Source organism: Bradyrhizobium frederickii (assembly GCF_004570865.1).
Classification (GTDB): domain Bacteria; phylum Pseudomonadota; class Alphaproteobacteria; order Rhizobiales; family Xanthobacteraceae; genus Bradyrhizobium; species Bradyrhizobium frederickii.
Genome location: NZ_SPQS01000017.1, coordinates 139,550 through 154,995, shown reverse-complemented (window position 1 = coordinate 154,995; position 15,446 = coordinate 139,550). Strand labels below are relative to the sequence as shown.

The 15,446-nt window shown below is 64.9% G+C and carries 18 protein-coding genes; 12 read left to right on the top strand and 6 right to left on the bottom strand.

What is annotated here, in order from left to right; translation table 11 throughout:
- Positions 1-12: 12 nt before the first annotated feature.
- Both E4K64_RS27060 and E4K64_RS27055 read right to left on the bottom strand, forming a co-directional pair.
- Positions 13-561, bottom strand: coding sequence for a sigma-70 family RNA polymerase sigma factor (locus E4K64_RS27060; RefSeq protein ID WP_018316216.1), 549 nt, complete (start codon positions 559-561; stop codon positions 13-15).
- Entirely contained in the window at positions 561-794 is a 234-nt protein-coding gene (locus E4K64_RS27055; RefSeq protein WP_164718820.1) for a NepR family anti-sigma factor, read from the bottom strand. The genes E4K64_RS27060 and E4K64_RS27055 overlap by 1 nt, the downstream gene beginning before the upstream one ends.
- A 208-nt stretch (positions 795-1,002) precedes the next feature.
- On the opposite strand from E4K64_RS27055, the gene E4K64_RS27050 reads away from it, so the two are divergent.
- Positions 1,003-1,809, top strand: coding sequence for a response regulator (locus E4K64_RS27050; protein WP_167772283.1), 807 nt, complete (start codon positions 1,003-1,005; stop codon positions 1,807-1,809).
- Between the two features lie 64 nt (positions 1,810-1,873).
- Here the strand turns inward: E4K64_RS27050 and E4K64_RS27045 are convergent, their stop codons facing one another.
- The gene (locus tag E4K64_RS27045) at positions 1,874-2,347 is read right to left on the bottom strand and encodes a TonB family protein (RefSeq protein ID WP_167772282.1); all 474 of its coding nucleotides are present in this window, start codon (positions 2,345-2,347) and stop codon (positions 1,874-1,876) included.
- A gap of 183 nt (positions 2,348-2,530) precedes the next feature.
- Between E4K64_RS27045 and E4K64_RS27040 the strand changes: the two genes are divergently transcribed.
- From E4K64_RS27040 to E4K64_RS26995, 10 genes are all read left to right on the top strand, one after another.
- Positions 2,531-3,145, top strand: coding sequence for a nuclear transport factor 2 family protein (locus E4K64_RS27040; RefSeq protein ID WP_167772281.1), 615 nt, complete (start codon positions 2,531-2,533; stop codon positions 3,143-3,145).
- Between the two features lie 274 nt (positions 3,146-3,419).
- Entirely contained in the window at positions 3,420-3,854 is a 435-nt protein-coding gene (locus E4K64_RS27035; protein WP_135166195.1) for a hypothetical protein, read from the top strand.
- A 123-nt stretch (positions 3,855-3,977) separates the two neighbouring features.
- Positions 3,978-5,855, top strand: a complete 1,878-nt coding sequence (htpG, locus tag E4K64_RS27030) for a molecular chaperone HtpG (RefSeq protein WP_135166194.1) — start codon at positions 3,978-3,980, stop codon at positions 5,853-5,855.
- A 127-nt stretch (positions 5,856-5,982) separates the two neighbouring features.
- A complete protein-coding gene (locus E4K64_RS27025) occupies positions 5,983-6,255 on the top strand; it encodes a DUF3551 domain-containing protein (protein ID WP_135166193.1) in 273 nt (90 codons plus the stop codon).
- Positions 6,256-6,288: 33 nt separating this feature from the next.
- Complete coding sequence (locus E4K64_RS27020) at positions 6,289-6,552, top strand: DUF3551 domain-containing protein (protein ID WP_135166192.1); 264 nt, start codon at positions 6,289-6,291, stop codon at positions 6,550-6,552.
- Between the two features lie 305 nt (positions 6,553-6,857).
- Entirely contained in the window at positions 6,858-8,663 is a 1,806-nt protein-coding gene (locus E4K64_RS27015; protein WP_135166191.1) for a long-chain-acyl-CoA synthetase, read from the top strand.
- Between the two features lie 140 nt (positions 8,664-8,803).
- The gene (locus E4K64_RS27010) at positions 8,804-9,049 is read left to right on the top strand and encodes an acyl carrier protein (RefSeq protein WP_028134192.1); all 246 of its coding nucleotides are present in this window, start codon (positions 8,804-8,806) and stop codon (positions 9,047-9,049) included.
- Positions 9,036-10,418 carry a class I adenylate-forming enzyme family protein gene (locus tag E4K64_RS27005; protein WP_167772280.1) on the top strand — a complete coding sequence of 461 codons (1,383 nt, stop codon included), beginning with the start codon at positions 9,036-9,038 and terminating at the stop codon, positions 10,416-10,418. Before E4K64_RS27010 ends, E4K64_RS27005 begins: the two co-directional genes overlap by 14 nt.
- The gene (locus E4K64_RS27000) at positions 10,411-11,133 is read left to right on the top strand and encodes an SDR family NAD(P)-dependent oxidoreductase (RefSeq protein ID WP_135166189.1); all 723 of its coding nucleotides are present in this window, start codon (positions 10,411-10,413) and stop codon (positions 11,131-11,133) included. Before E4K64_RS27005 ends, E4K64_RS27000 begins: the two co-directional genes overlap by 8 nt.
- Before the next feature lie 126 nt (positions 11,134-11,259).
- Positions 11,260-11,463 carry a hypothetical protein gene (locus E4K64_RS26995; protein ID WP_135166188.1) on the top strand — a complete coding sequence of 68 codons (204 nt, stop codon included), beginning with the start codon at positions 11,260-11,262 and terminating at the stop codon, positions 11,461-11,463.
- 104 nt (positions 11,464-11,567) lie between these two features.
- Here the strand turns inward: E4K64_RS26995 and E4K64_RS26990 are convergent, their stop codons facing one another.
- Positions 11,568-11,966 (bottom strand): hypothetical protein, encoded by a 399-nt coding sequence (locus tag E4K64_RS26990; protein WP_135166187.1) that lies wholly within the window; start codon positions 11,964-11,966, stop codon positions 11,568-11,570.
- Positions 11,967-12,175: 209 nt separating this feature from the next.
- Between E4K64_RS26990 and E4K64_RS26980 the strand changes: the two genes are divergently transcribed.
- Positions 12,176-13,321, top strand: coding sequence for a DUF3095 domain-containing protein (locus tag E4K64_RS26980; protein WP_135166186.1), 1,146 nt, complete (start codon positions 12,176-12,178; stop codon positions 13,319-13,321).
- A gap of 86 nt (positions 13,322-13,407) precedes the next feature.
- On the opposite strand, the gene E4K64_RS26975 is transcribed toward E4K64_RS26980, so the two are convergent.
- Positions 13,408-14,793, bottom strand: coding sequence for an MATE family efflux transporter (locus E4K64_RS26975; protein WP_167772286.1), 1,386 nt, complete (start codon positions 14,791-14,793; stop codon positions 13,408-13,410).
- 80 nt (positions 14,794-14,873) lie between these two features.
- A complete protein-coding gene (locus tag E4K64_RS26970; RefSeq protein ID WP_135166184.1) occupies positions 14,874-15,401 on the bottom strand; it encodes a GNAT family N-acetyltransferase in 528 nt (175 codons plus the stop codon).
- Between the last annotated feature and the right edge of the window lie 45 nt (positions 15,402-15,446).

Genomic DNA, 15,446 nt, shown 5'->3' with positions numbered 1-15,446 from the left:
CGACGCCGGCGGTCAGCCGCCGCTGCCGCCGATCACGGCCCGCACGGTCTCGTCCGGCCCGAAGTCCTCGGCGCCGTCGACATAGAGCAGCGCGGCGAGCTTCGAGCGCGCGCGGTTGACGCGGCTCTTGATGGTGCCGACTGCGCAGCCGCAGATCGAAGCCGCGTCCTCGTAGGAGAAGCCGGAGGCGCCGACCAGGATCAACGCTTCGCGCTGGTCCTGCGGAAGCTTGTCGAGCGCCGTACGGAACTCCTCGAATTCGAGATGCGCGTTCTGCGACGGCTGTGTCTTCAGCGTCTTGGCGTAGTTGCCTTCGGCATCCTCGACCTCGCGCCGCCGCTTGCGATAGTCCGAGCGGAACAGGTTGCGCAGGATCGTGAACAGCCACGCCGGCAGGTTGGAGCCGGGCTGGAACGAGTCGATGTTGGCGAGCGCGCGGAGCAGCGTCTCCTGCACCAGATCGTCGGCGCGGTCGGCATTGCCGCTCAGCGAGATGGCAAACGCGCGCAGACTGGGCACGGCCGCCAGGATGTCGTTACGCAGGGAGTCTGTGAGAGGCATTAATCCCTCCCATTGTTGTTGTCGTTAGATCCCCCGTCATTTTCCACTTGGGGTGTGGCTCCCTGGGCATCAAGCTTCTTGATCAGTTCTGCGAACCGATCCGGAACCCCCTGCCGCACCACGTCGTCATACATGGCGCGGAGCTGATGCCCGATCCGGGATTGAATCTCCGGAGTGAGCCCTCCCTTGCCGGGGGTCGTGCTTCTGGTTGCTTGAGACTTGAGATCTTTCATGACCTGTTCCACGTTTCCCCGAGTTAAGTTACTGTAAAATCGAGAAGTTTTCTCAACCGGGAGCCGTTCCCTGGATAGGCACAATTCCAGGTTCGAGAAAAAGTTCCCCCTCTGGCGGAACTTTTCTTGGCGTGAGGCGTAAACAGCCAGCAGGGGAACCCGGGCCCCCCGCGTTGCCAGGTTTGGCCCGAAGATGAATGGAGTGGGGATGTCCCGTTCACAGCTCGTTGCCGAACACTTGCCGTTGTTGCGCCGGTACGCGCGCGCCCTGACGGGCAGCCAGGCATCCGGCGACGCCTATGTCGCAGCCATGCTGGAAGCCATGCTCGGAGATCCGTCGGTGCTCGACGAGAGCCATGGACCCCGCGTCGGGCTGTTCCGGCTGTTCACCCAGATCTGGAATTCGGTCTCCGTCAACGACGATTCGGAGGTGACGACCCTGCCGATGCCGCCGGAGCGGCGGCTGTCGAACATCACGCCGCTGCCGCGGCAGGCCTTCCTGCTGCTCTCGCTGGAGGGATTCTCGGAGGAGGAAGTCGCCTTCATCCTCGGCACCGACGTTGCGGAGACGCGGCGGCTGGCGGATACCGCCGGACGCGAGATGGCGGCCGAGATCGCAACCGACGTGCTGATCATCGAGGACGAGACCTTCATCGCCATGGACCTCGAGAGCCTGGTGAAGAATCTCGGCCACAACGTCGTCGGCGTCGCGCGTACCCATGCCGATGCGGTGGCGCTGGCCAAGAACAAGCGGCCCGGCCTCATCCTCGCCGACATCCAGCTCGCCGACGGCTCCTCGGGCCTCGACGCCGTCAACGAGCTGCTGCGCACCTTCGAGGTGCCGGTGGTGTTCATCACCGCCTATCCGGAGCGCTTCCTCACCGGCGAGCGTCCCGAGCCGGCGTTCCTGATCTCGAAACCGTTCCAGCCAGCGATGGTATCGGCGGTGGCGAGCCAGGCCCTGTTCTTCCAGCGCAACTCGCGCAACCGCGCGCCGAAGGCGCCGGCGGCGTAAGAAGACCTGTATCGAACCAGAGGACGGCGCGTCGCAAGGCGCGCCGTTTCTTTGCATACCCTTTTCAGCAGCGCCGGCAGATGCTGCGCATCTTGGCATCGACCTTGGCTTGTTCTGCAGCCGACTCTGCTGGCGGTAGGCTGCCCGACCACGGTAGCGTCGTTTTCGCCCTGAAGACGATGGGCGCCGTGAGGCGAAGACCATCCTCGTCAATCTCGGCGGGCGGCTCTGGAAATGCCGCAGCCGCTTCCACCATAGCCAAGGCCGCGGCGTCGAGTTCGCCGGAGCCCGTGCTTTCGGCCAGCGCGCTCGAGATCAAATTGCCCGTCCGATCGAGAACAAACAGGACTTTCGCCGTACCGCCTTCGGTAGGCGAATTGCGCGGATAGATCCTCTTGCTGACCAACCGATTGGAAACTTGCCTCTTCCAGGCGTTGATAGAGCTTTCTTGGGTGTCTGACGCCACAGTCTGCGCATATGCGGGGAGCGTCGCGAGCAATCCGAGAAGCGCGGCCAGCAAGGAGAATTTCATCTGCATCGCTGCGATTATTAATCGCGGTCTGGTTGATTTCAAGAGCCGCTGCGCGTGTCGCGTTTGCTTGGCTGTGGGCAATTCGCAAGGCCGTGTAGCATCACCTGCTTGACGGCAACCCAATTGCTCCATTGATACGTCGGGCCGATGACGTCCATCGCAGCCTCAAGCCGCCGGGAGATACGGACCATGGACCAGCAACTGCTCGATCGTCTCGCCATCCGCGACCTCGTCGAGAACTGGGCGGTGTGGCGCGATGCCGGTGACTGGGAGCGGTTTGCCACGGTCTGGCACGAGGAGGGCTGGATGTCCGCCACCTGGTTTCAGGGGCCGGCGCGGGATTTCATGCGCGTCAGCCAGGAGGGCTTTGCCAAGGGTGTGCGCATCCTGCATTTCCTCGGCGGCTCCAGCATCGATCTTGCCGGCGCGCGGGCGATCGCCCAGACCAAGATGACGATCTCGCAGCGCGCCCCGGTGCACGACGTGCTCTGCGACGTCGTCTGCACCGGACGCTTCTATGATTTCCTAGAAAAGCGGCAAGACCAATCAGGAATTGGAAAATGGGGCATCGTCCGGCGCCAGCCGATCTACGAGAAGGACCGGATCGACCCGGTCGATCCCGCCGCGACGCTCCGCCTCGACCAGACCGCGCTCGCCGCGCTGCCCGAAGGCTATCGCCACCTCGCCTACATGCAGGAGCTGATCGGCTACAAGGTCAAGCGCGACATGCCGGGCCTGACCGGGCCCGAGGTCGAGAAGCTCTACGGTGAGGGGCGGGATTGGCTCGCGGGCAAGCCCCAGTAACTCGAACCAAAGTGGGCCGCAGACAAAAGTAAGGCGCGACTGGCATCACCACAGTCGCGCCCTACGTCGCCGGCTTATGGGGCAGGGGGGAATAGCCGGCTGCAGAGACGACTCCTGTCCAGGCGAGTCGTTCCACGCCTTCCGAAATATTTTGCGAAATTTTTGCACGCTGCTGAGTTTGTCGGACACGGTTAAGTGATCGTGGCGGCCAAGAACCCCCGGTCCTCCCCTCGCGTTGTTCCCGCGATCGCCATGGGGCGAGGGACCGACAGCCATGTCACAGATTCATAAGGTATTTTTAAGCGCAATCGCGATTGTCGCAACGCTCGGCGCGGTGCAATTGGCCTCCGGTCACGATCTGGCCGACCGCTGGCAGGCGGTCGCCGATGTGCCCAGCCACAGCGCGAGCTTCGCCCCAGGTCACGCCCCAAGTCACAATGTCAATCGCGCCGGCAAAGCCGATCGCCTTGCCGAACTCAAGCCGGCCGCGGTTCCCACCCGCACCGTCTCGATGCGGCTGAACGACCTCGCCGCCACGTCGGTGCTGCTGCGGGTCCCGGCGGCGATCGAGACCGGCAATGCCAAGCCGCCAGCACTGCTCCAGAACCAGAAGAAGGTGCGCACCAAGCCGACGATCGCCTGCGAGCCGATGGTCAGCTCGCTGACCGAGGTCGCAAAGCTGCTCCAGCCCGGTCGTTGCGTGACCTGATCCGCCGAGCGAGCGAACAGATCGTCCTCCCGCCGGGAGGGCGATTTTTCACGTCCACTTGATCCCCTGTCGCCTCGCGTTATATCCCGGGTTTCTTCCCTTTCGTTTTGACCGGGTAAACGCATGACGACGTCAGACACGGCTGTGCATACGCAGCCCTTCCAGGCCGAGGTTTCCGAGCTGCTGCACCTCATGGTGCATTCCGTCTATTCCGAGACCGACATCTTCCTGCGCGAGCTCGTCTCCAACGCCTCCGACGCCTGCGACAAGCTCCGCTACGAGGCGATTGCCAGCCCGGCGCTGCTCGGCGAGGCCGACGCGCTCAAGATCCGCATCATTCCCAACAAGCAGGCCAAGACGCTCACGATCGCCGACAACGGCATCGGCATGGAACGGCAGGAGCTGATCGATCATCTCGGCACCATCGCCCGCTCCGGCACCAAGGCGTTCGTGTCCAAGCTGAAGGAGGCCAAGGACGGCCTCGGCCTGATCGGCCAGTTCGGCGTCGGCTTCTATTCCGCCTTCATGGTCGCCGAGAAGATCGTCGTGATCAGCCGCCGCGCCGGCGAGAGCGATGTCTGGACCTGGACCTCCTCCGGAGGCTCCGGCTTCGAGATCGCCCGCGCCAGCGACGAGGAGGCGGCGCGCGTGACCCGCGGCACCGAGATCGTCCTGCACCTGAAGGACGATGCCAGGAAATATCTCGAGGCCTTCGAGATCGAGCGCATCGTTCATGCCTATTCCGACAACATCCTGTTCCCCATCGAGCTCGTGCCGGAAGAAGGCGAGCCGCGCCAGATCAATTCGGCGAGCGCGCTGTGGCAGCGTTCGAAATCCGAGCTGACGCCCGAGGACTACAAGAAGGCTTATCAGCAGATCGCGTCCGCCTTCGACGATCCCGCGATGACGCTGCATTACCGCGCCGAGGGGCGCTATTCCTACGCCGTGCTGCTGTTCGCGCCCTCGACCAAGCCGTTCGACCTGTTCGAGCCAAACCGCAAGGGCCGCGTGAAGCTTTACGTCCGCCGGGTCTTCATCACCGACGATGCCGATCTGTTGCCGGGCTATTTGCGCTTCATCCGCGGCGTCGTCGACAGCGAGGATCTCCCGCTCAACATTTCCCGCGAGATGCTGCAGAACAATCCGCAGCTGACGCAGATCCGCAAGGCGGTGGCGACCCGGGTCGTGTCGGAGCTCGAAAGCCTCGCCGACAAGGATCCAGACAATTTTGCCAGGATTTGGGATGCGTTCGGGGCGGTGCTCAAGGAAGGCATTTACGAGGATTTCGAGCGGCGCGAAAAGCTGCTGGCATTGTCGCGCTTCACCACGACGTCGGGCGAGAAGCGTTCGCTGAAGCAGGTCATCGCCGATTTCAAGCCGAACCAGACCGAGATCTATTATCTCGTCGGCGACAGCATCGAGCGGCTGAAGTCCAATCCGCGGCTCGAGGCGGCAACCGCGCGCGGCATCGAGGTGCTGCTGCTGTCCGACCCCGTCGACGCCTTCTGGACCTCGATGCCGTCGGAGTTCGAGGGCAAGCCGCTGAAGTCGCTGAGCCAGGGCGATCTCAATCTCGACCTGATCCCGCGCGTCGACGAGGCGGATGCGACGAAGACGGAGGAGCCGGCCGCGGATGAGGCCGCCACCGTCGCCGTGATCAAGGCAGCGCTCGGCGAGCGCGTCAGCGACGTCAAGGCCTCGACGCGCCTCACCAGCTCGGCCTCCTGCCTCGTCGCCGACAGCCAGGGGCCGAGCCGCGAGCTCGAGCGCATCCTGTCGCAGCAGAACCGGGGCCTGCGCACCAAGCCGATCCTCGAGATCAACCTGCGGCATCCGCTGGTGACGGCGATCACCAAGGCGCAAGCCGGCTCGAAAACCGTCGACGATCTCAGCCTGCTCCTGCTCGAACAGGCGCAGATCCTGGACGGCGAATTGCCGGAGGACCCGGCGGCGTTTGCCGCGCGGCTGAACCGGCTGGTGTTGCAGGGGCTCGGCGCCTAGCGCCGCAGCCCGCAGCGCTCACCTTGCCGTCATCGGTCGCTAGGAACAGTCGCCGCCGGCCTCGTGTTATGCCATAGCAGGTCGTCGGCATCAGACCGGCCGACGCCGTCGATTCGGGATTAAGTCCATGCGCCTGTCGATTTTGACCCTCACCGCGATTGCCACGTTGTTCGTCGCGGCACCGGTCAATGCCCAGAGATACGACCCGCGCTATCCCGTGTGCATGCATGTTTACACCGACGGTGGTATCGGCGGCGGTGGCGGTGATTATTTCGATTGCTCTTTCACCTCGATGCCGCAATGCCGGGCCACGGCGTCGGGGCGTGCGGCGAGCTGTGACGTCAATCCCTATTACGCGCCCGAGGAGCCGCCGCGCCGGCGCCACAAGAAGCCGCATTAGCGATCGTCGATGTGCGGTGCAGGAGCACCCTTCATGCGTCTCTGGTTGTACCCCATCGTGGCCATCGCGACATTGCTCGCGGTCACCTCCTCGCATGCGCAGACCTACGATCCGCGCTATCCCGTCTGCATGCACGTCTATGCCGGTCGCGCCGGCCTGAATTGGTATGATTGCTCTTTCACCTCGATGCCGCAATGCCGCGCCACAGCCTCAGGCCGCGCCGCGACCTGCGATCTCAATCCGTATTATCAGTTCAATGCACCTTCGCAGCGCTCGCGTCACAAGCGCAGCGGCTAGCGGCCACTACGTCCGCCATCAAGCCAAACGCAATCCGCTTGCGAAGATGACGTGAGGACCAGCCGCATCCCTGGGTTGGGATTGCGCGCTCGCAGGCAGCCAATCCTTGCAGTCCCGACAGCTCCGCCCATCTTGTCGCCGGCGATCGGCCTGCGCTGACGGCTGCCGAAATCGTCGGCCTTGGTAAAGGATGGCTAGCGTTAATCTCGCACTAACCGGGTTTTACCTTGTCCTTTAACACCTGGGCAGGGCGCGCGGGCTAAGCTTGGGGAGCCAGCAGACACCTTCCGAAAGAATGAACGGCAATGACGAGCGCTGTCATCGAGCAACCGAAAGCCCGGCGCACCCCTTCGGCCTCAAAGATCTGGCTCAAGGCGATCGAGCTCACCGCGCGGATCGAGACGCTGCCGGGACGCCTGTTCGCCGACGTCATCGACGATTGGGCGCAGCGTCAGCCCGATCGCGTCGCGCTGCTGACGGATGAAGCAAGTCTCGACTATGCGGGCCTGTCGAAACGCATCAATCGCTACGCGCGCTGGGCGCGCTCGGTCGGCGTGGCCAAGGGCGATATCGTCGCTTTGATCATGCCGAACGGCATCGACTATCTCGCAGCGTGGCTCGGCATCAGCCGGGTCGGCGGCGCGGTTGCGCTTCTCAACACCAAGCTGGTCGGGCCGTCGCTCGCGCATTGCATCGACGTCGCCAAGCCCTCCCACATCATCGTGGCGCATGAGCTGACGGAGATGTTGCAGGGAGCCGCGCCGCATCTGAGAATTCAGGCCAAGGTGTGGACGCATGGCGATGCCCGCGGCGACCGCACCATCGATGTCGCGCTTGCGGCGCTGGACGACGCGCCGCTGTCGCCGGAGGAGCACGGCGAGGTCACCATCGACGACCGCGCGCTGCTGATCTACACCTCGGGCACGACAGGCCTGCCGAAGGCCGCCAGCATCAGCCATCGCCGTATCCTCAATTGGGGTTTTTGGTTCGCCGGTCTCACCGGCGCGAGCCCGCAAGACCGGCTCTATGATTGCCTGCCGCTGTTCCACTCGGTCGGCGGCATCGTGGCGCCGTGCAGCATGCTCGCCGCCGGCGGCTCGGTGGTGATCGCCGAGAAATTCTCGGCTTCGCATTTCTGGTCCGACATCGTCCGTCATGACTGCACGTTGTTTCAATATATCGGCGAGCTCTGCCGTTACCTGCTCAGGGCTCCGCCCTCGGAATACGAGAACCGCCATCGTCTCCGCCTCGTTTGCGGCAACGGCCTGCGCGGCGATATCTGGGAAGACTTTCAGGCGCGTTTCGCCATTCCCCGTATCCTCGAATTCTATGCGGCGACGGAGGGCAATTTCTCGCTGTTCAACGTCGAGGGACAGCCGGGCGCGATCGGCCGCATCCCGCCGCTGCTGGCGCATCGCTTCCCTGCCAATCTCGTCAGGCTCGATCCCGACAGCGGCGCGCCGCTGCGCAACGAGGAGGGCTTTTGCATCGCCTGCGCCCGCGGTGAGGCCGGCGAAGCGATCGGCCGCATCGGTACCGCCGACGAGGGCGGGGGCCGCTTCGAGGGCTACACCGACGCCGGCGAAACCGAGAAGAAGATCCTGCGCGATGTGTTTGCCAGGGGCGATGCCTGGTTTCGTACCGGCGATCTGATGCGGATCGACGACAAGGGGTTCTTCCATTTCGTCGATCGGATCGGCGATACGTTCCGCTGGAAGGGCGAGAACGTCGCGACCTCTGAGGTGAACGAGGTGATGCGCGATTTCACCGGCGTGGTCGACGCCACCACCTACGGCGTCAGCATCCCCGGCGCCGATGGCCGCGCCGGCATGAGCGCGATCGTGGTGAACGAAGGGTTTGACATTGCGGCACTGCCCGCACATCTCGCGCAACGCCTGCCGGCCTATGCGCGCCCGGTCTTCGTACGCATCTCCCGCCAGATCGATGCGACGGAGACGTTCAAGCAGAAGAAGGGCGATCTGTCGCGGGAAGGCTTCGATCCCGCCGCGATCCCCGACCCGCTGTTCATGGCGGACTCGAAATTCGGAGCCTATGTCCCGCTCGATGCCGAGGCCTATGCGGCAATCCTGGGCGGCTCGATCAGGCTGTAACCCCGCCAAAATCGGCAGATAGGTCCAATTTTATCTGAATTGTCCAAGAAGCCATTTACTTCTCTCGGGTAAACAGGCCGCCATGGGGAGGCGGCCAGCAAGAGCCGCCGCAACACCAACGATAACAAAGCGAGCCAGCCATGTCGGTAAGGTCAAAGGTCATCGAGGCGATCCGGCAGATCGCCAAGGAGCAAAACGTCACGCTTCCGGAGCTGTCGGACGATCTGTCGCTGCACGAGACGGGCTTCGACTCGCTCGCCTTTGCCATCCTGGTGGCCCGTCTCGAGGATGACACCGGCGTCGATCCCTTCACCATTTCCGAGGACGCAGCGTTCCCCGCCACCGTGGGCGATTTCGTGCGGGCCTACGAAAATGTCCCCGCGTGAGATCTTTGCACTCCGCGACCATCTCGGCGCGGAGTTGAAAGGCCGCACGCTGTCCGATCCGCGGACCAGCGTCTCGCTGACCGACATCCTGTCGCAGACGGTCCTGGGCGGCCGCCTGCGCGAATTGTCGGGCCGCTCCGTGCTGCTCAAACTGGCCGACCAGCTCCGGTCGGGCCTTGCCATGATCGAGCTCGACGGCATCGCGAGCCGCATGCTGCTGTGCCCGCCCGATCTCAACCCGGCACATCTCGATGCACTGATGGCGGATGCCGGGATCGATGCCGTCGTCACCGACGAACCCGGTCGTTGGGCCGATTCCGGCGTATCGCTCGTCGTGACCGCGCAATTGCCGCTTGAAGCGACCGCGCCGGCCAAGACCGAGCGCGCCACGGAATGGCTGATGTTGACCTCGGGCACGTCCGGCGTGCCGAAGATCGTCGGTCACACGCTGGAAGCGCTGACCGGCGCCATCGTCGCCGAAGGCCCCGCGCGCGGACCTGCGCCGGTCTGGGCGACGTTCTACGACATCCGCCGCTATGGCGGCCTGCAGATCTTCCTTCGCGCCATCCTCTCCGGCGGTTCGATGGTGCTGTCTGACCCGCATGAGGCGCTCGGCGATCACGTCGCGCGGCTGAAGGCGCGTGGCGTCTCGCACATCTCCGGCACGCCGTCGCACTGGCGCAAGCTCCTGATGAGCGGTTCGGCCACGCAATTCGCCCCGGCTTACGTCCGCCTTTCCGGTGAAATCGCAGACCAGGCGGTGCTCGACGGATTGAAGGCGGCATTCCCCAATTCCTCCGTCGGTCACGCCTATGCCTCGACCGAGGCTGGGGTCGGCTTCGCCGTGAATGACGGGCTGGAAGGCTTTCCGGCCGACTACCTCGGCAATCGCAACGGCGTCGAGATGAAGGTGGTCGACGGCTCGCTGCGGATCCGTTCGACGCGCACCGCGCATGCCTATGTCGGCCGCAGCGCCGCGGCGCTCACCGATGACGACGGCTTCGTCGACAGCGGCGACATCGTCGAGCTGCGCGGCGACCGCTATTATTTCGTCGGCCGCCGTGGTGGCATCATCAATATCGGCGGGCTGAAGGTCAACCCCGAGGAGATCGAGGCGGTGATCAACCGTCATCCCGACGTGCGGATGTCGCGGGCGAAATCGCGCAAGAGTCCGATTACCGGCGGCATCGTCGTCGCCGACGTGATCCTGGCCGACGGCACCGACCAGGCGCGCGCGAAGGAGATCCGCGACCAGATCCTGGCTCAGTGTCGTGCGCAGCTGGCGTCGCACAAGGTGCCGGCGGTGATCCGCTTCGTCGAGGCGCTCGATGTCACCCCGGCCGGCAAGCTGGCGCGCACCGATGCATAACGTTCTCGTCACTGGCGGCAGCCGCGGCATTGGTCTGGCGATCGGCAGACGCCTGGTCGATGCCGGCTACAACGTGATCGCAGTGGCACGGCGCGCGAGCGAGGAGCTCGAGGGCGCAATCGCCGAATCCGAGGGGCGCCTGCATTTCCGCGCCTGCGACCTTGCCGTGATCGACGCGATCCCGGCCTTCGCAAAGCTCGTGCGCGACGAGTTCGGCCCGGTCTACGGCCTCGTCAACAATGCCGGCCTTGGTACCGAAGGCCTGCTCGCCACCATGCACAATTCCGAGATCGAGGCGCTGGTGCAGCTCAACGTGCTGTCGCCGATCATCCTCACCAAATACGTGGCGCGGCAGATGATGGCGGACGGCGCCGGCCGCATCATCAACATCTCCTCGATCATCGCGACGACCGGCTACAATGGCCTGTCCGTCTATGGTGCAACCAAGGCGGCTGCCACCGGCTTTACCCGCTCGCTGGCGCGCGAGGTCGGCAAGGTCGGCATCACCGTGAATGCGATCGCACCGGGCTTCATCGACACCGAGCTCACCCACAATCTGTCCGACGAGGGGCGCAAGCGCATCGCCGGACGCAGCGCGCTGCGCCGCCTGCCGGAGACGGACGACGTCGCGCGCATGGTGGAATATCTGCTGGGGGATGGCGGCCGCAACGTCACCGGGACCGTGTTCACCGTCGATGCGGGCAACACGGCATAGCGGAACTCGGCCGGCATGATTGCGTTGATCGGGAGCAATGACATTCCGCCCGATTTGGTCGTAAGATGCCTCGCAATCGATTGGGTTACGTCAATCGATCTGCCCTAATCGACAGGGGAGCAGTCCATGGCCATGCCAAACACGACCGCTTCAATCCGGGGCCGGACGGAGCAAGCCCAGCCGGACGTTGTCCATTGCCCGCCGATGGCGCATCAGAATTCCGGCGCTCACGGCTATGAGATGTACCCGCAGCAATTCGTGCGTCTGGTCGGCTGCCATGACGCGTCTCTCGACACCTCCCGCAAGCGTCAGGATGAGAAGATGCACTAAAGCGCGATGCGATTTGGATGAATCGTCATCGCGCTTTAGGCTGATGTTTAAGGATGATCTTTTCGGAAAACCGCTGCGCATTTTTCCGGATCATGCTTTAGCCGTCACGTCCCGTGCTTCGGCGGGTCCTTCGGCAGGTCAATTCGTTCGTGTGAAAATTCGGGCGGCCCTTCGGTGAGGCGGCGGATGCGGCGCTCGCGCTCGTCCTCCGGCAACGCGGGATCGAGCAGCGCTTCGATCTCGTGGATTGCGATCTCCTCGATCCGAGTGGCGTCCGAGGCGACCGAATGCACCGACGTGAGCACCGGCGGCGCGGTCTTCAGGCCCAGCTCGATCAGTTTGCAGATGGCATCCGAGCGGGTCAGGCGATGGGCTTCAGCCCAGGCATCGACGGCTTCCGTCAATCTCTCGGGCATCTTGACCGCGCTGATCGGGTCGACGCCCGTGCGCCGCCGGACCGGAGAGGTGGAGTCCCTATCGCCGAAGTCGGACACCTCGATCATCCCATGCAAGGCCGTGGAGCTGAACGAGGATAGCCGCACTTCCCGGCGGGCCGTTTGATGCCGATCAATGACCCCCGCGGCATTGCCAGCGGCCGCATCTTGTCGTTCCGGCCCATTTCGGCCAAATGATTGAAAGGGGCCGCCGGCCGGCGAACCCGGATCGATCCTGCCACGTATCTGTCGCGCATTCCAACCATCCGGCATCCCCGATGACCTCAGGCGAATCCTTCTATGGTGGCATTCCCGTCTTCCGCGGCTTCACCAGCCTGATGGATCCTGCGCTCTATGCGCCGCTTCCGGAGGACTGGAGCATCGGCATTGCCGACATCGTCGATTCCACCAAGGCGATCGCGGCGCAGCGCTACAAGGCGGTCAACATGGCCGGCGCGGCCGTGATCGCGGCAGTGACGAATGCCTTGGAGGGTCGCGAATTCCCCTTCGTGTTCGGCGGCGACGGCGCCAGCTTTGCGGTCGCGCCCGGCGATCTCGATGCGGCGCGCGACGCGCTTGCCGCGACCGCCACCTGGGTGCGGGAGGATCTCGACCTGAGGATGCGGATCGCGCTGGTGCCGGTGAGCGCCATCCGCGCGCAGGGTCTCGACGTGCGTGTCGCGCGCTTTGGTCCGTCGGCGAACCTGTCCTATGCGATGTTCTCCGGCGGCGGACTCGCCTTTGCCGACGCGGCGATGAAGCGCGGCGAGTTCGCGCTCGCCGAGGCGCCGGCGGGCACGCAGCCCGACCTGTCCGGACTGTCCTGCCGCTTCGAGATGATGCCCGCCTCGCGCGGGCTGATCCTGTCGGTGCTGGTGATGCCGGCGCGCGGCGCCGATTCGCATGCCTTCCGCAAGGTGATCGAGGACGTCATCCATCTCGTCGAGCGCAGCCCGGACGGCGCCCGTCCGGTGCCGCCGCAGGGACCGCCGCTGAAATGGCCGCCGCAGGGGCTGGACTACGAAGCCCGCACCAGGCGCGGCGGCCCGCTGCTTGCGCGCCGAGCCAGCGTGCTGGCCTATACGCTGTTCGCCTATCTGATCATGCGCTTCGACATCAAGGTCGGCGGTTTCGTGCCCAGCCTCTACAAGCGCCAGGTCGTCGAGAACTCGGACTTCAGGAAGTATGACGACGGCCTGCGCATGATTCTCGACTGCACCCCGCAGCTCGAGCGCGCGTTGAGCGATCGTTTGGCGGCCGCCGCGCGCGACGGCATCGTGCGTTACGGCATCCATCAGCAGGACGCTGCGATGATGACCTGCTTCACGCCCTCGGCGCTGCGTAGCGACCACGTGCACTTCATCGACGGCGCCCGGGGCGGCTATGCCTCGGCAGCGACGGCGCTGAAGGCGATGACGGCGTAGCCGATTCCCGTGTCCCGGACGCTTGGCGAGCGCGGGATGTGAGTTCTTGCTGTCGGTGGCACATTCCTGCGCTGACTTGCCCGCGCTCATTTACCCCAGCGCGCGAACGCGACCGAGGCCGCGGTCGACAGGCCGAACACGACCATGGCGCCGCCGACCAGCGCGAACAAGGTCCAGGCCGGCGCATGCGCCGTCATGAGGCCGATGCCGCCGATCGCGACGATGAGAAGCCGCGCGGTGGAGGCGAGCACCGGTCCGCCGACGCGCGCCGCGCCTTGGGACGAGAAGTAGAGCGACACGCCTATGCCGAAGAACACGAACGCCGGACCCGCCCAGTGGAAATAGCTGTGCGCCGCGGCCGTGACGCCGGGGTCTTGCGTAAAGAGCGCAACCCACAGCGCGGGATCGAGCGCGATGACGAGCCCGATCAGGCCGACCGTGAGTCCGGAGGCCGCCGCCGCGGTCCAGGCGACACGCCGTGCCCGCTTCAAATGTCCGGCGCCCATCGCCAGGCCGACCATCGGCACCGAGGCGATGCCGAAGGCGAAGGTGATCGGGATCAGCAGGAATTCTAGCCGCGAGCCGATGCCGTAACCGGCCAGCATCTCGGTGCCGAAGGTCGCCAGGATCTTCGTGAAGATCAGGATCGTGAGCACGGTTTGGAGCGGCGACAGGCAGGCCACCGCGCCGACCTTGAGAATGTCCAGGAACATCGCGCGCTCGAAATGGAAGGCGCGGAAGTCGAGCTGCAGCCGGCTGCGGCCGGACCATAGATACCAAAGGAAGAAGACCGCCGCGCAACTGAACGCGATCAACTGGCCGCTGGCGACGCCGGGCATGCCGAATTGCGTCACGCCGAACAGGCCGAGACCCAGCGTGCCGCCGAGCACGACCTGGAGCACGCTCGCTCCGATCAGCGTCATCGAGGGCAGGCGCATGTCGCCGGTGCCGCGGATCACCGAGGCCAGCGTGTTGACGAGCCAGATCGCAACCGCGCCGGAGAACAGCACCTGGGAATAGCCGCTGGCTTCCTCCAGGACGCGGTCGCGGCCGCCGAGCAGGGTGAAGAACCAGCGGCCGAAGCCGAGCATCATCACCGTGAAGAACAGCCCGCCGCAGAGGCCGATGATGGCCGCATGCAGCGCCAGCGTGGCGGCGCGGTCACGATCCCCGGCGCCGAGGGCGCGGCTGATCGCGGAGGATACGCCGCCGCCCATCGCGCCCGCGCTCATCATCTGCGTCAGCATCGCGAACGGAAACACCAGCGCGATCGCGGCGAGCGGGATGGTGCCGAGCCGGCCGATATAGGAGGTCTCGGCGATCGCGACCAGCGTGCTGCCGACCATCGCGATCATGTTGGGGATCGCGAGCCGGAGCAGCGTCGGCAGGATCGGCGCCGTCAGCAGGCTCGCAATGGGGGAGGCGATCGGCCCCCGCGGCGGGACGGCGTCTAGGGGAGCGTCGATCGTCATGTTCACCGGCGGAATTTTAAATGATGATTGACATATTATAGCGCGCGGGGCGGCCGGCCCAGCCCTCGCTCACGCAGGGCTCACCAGGGCAGGCCGCATAGGTCGATGGTGCCCAGCGTCGGGGCTCGGACGATGTTGAAGACGTAGGGCGCCATGTGGGTGAAGCGGATCCGTCCCTCCGGCTGTTCGCAATAGACCTCACCCTTGAAGGGCAGCCAGCTCCGGGTCTCGTAGAACGAGAAATTGTGGGGCTCGCAGAACAGCAGCGCGAAGCGAACGGCCTCGTTGGCGCGCATAGTGTGCACCGCCGCGTCGATCGCCACGGTCGCATAGCCGCGGCCGCGGCGGTCCTCGCGGGTGCAGACCCCGCCGATGCCGCCGATATGGACCTTCTGCCCATTCCAAGTGACGGTGCGGAAGTAGATGCCGGCATGGCAGACCAGGCCGTCCTCGGGGGTCTCGATCAGGACGCGCAGATCGGCATTGGCCCATTTGACGTGAGCCCAGGGCTTGTCCGCGATCGTATGTGGTCCCCAGACCGCCTGATGCAGCGGCTCCGCAATCGGCCACGAGGCGTCGCCGTTCAGAATGTCGATCTCAATGCTCATGGCTCTGTCTTTCGCAAGGTCCGTGCGTGGGGCATTCGTTCTGCC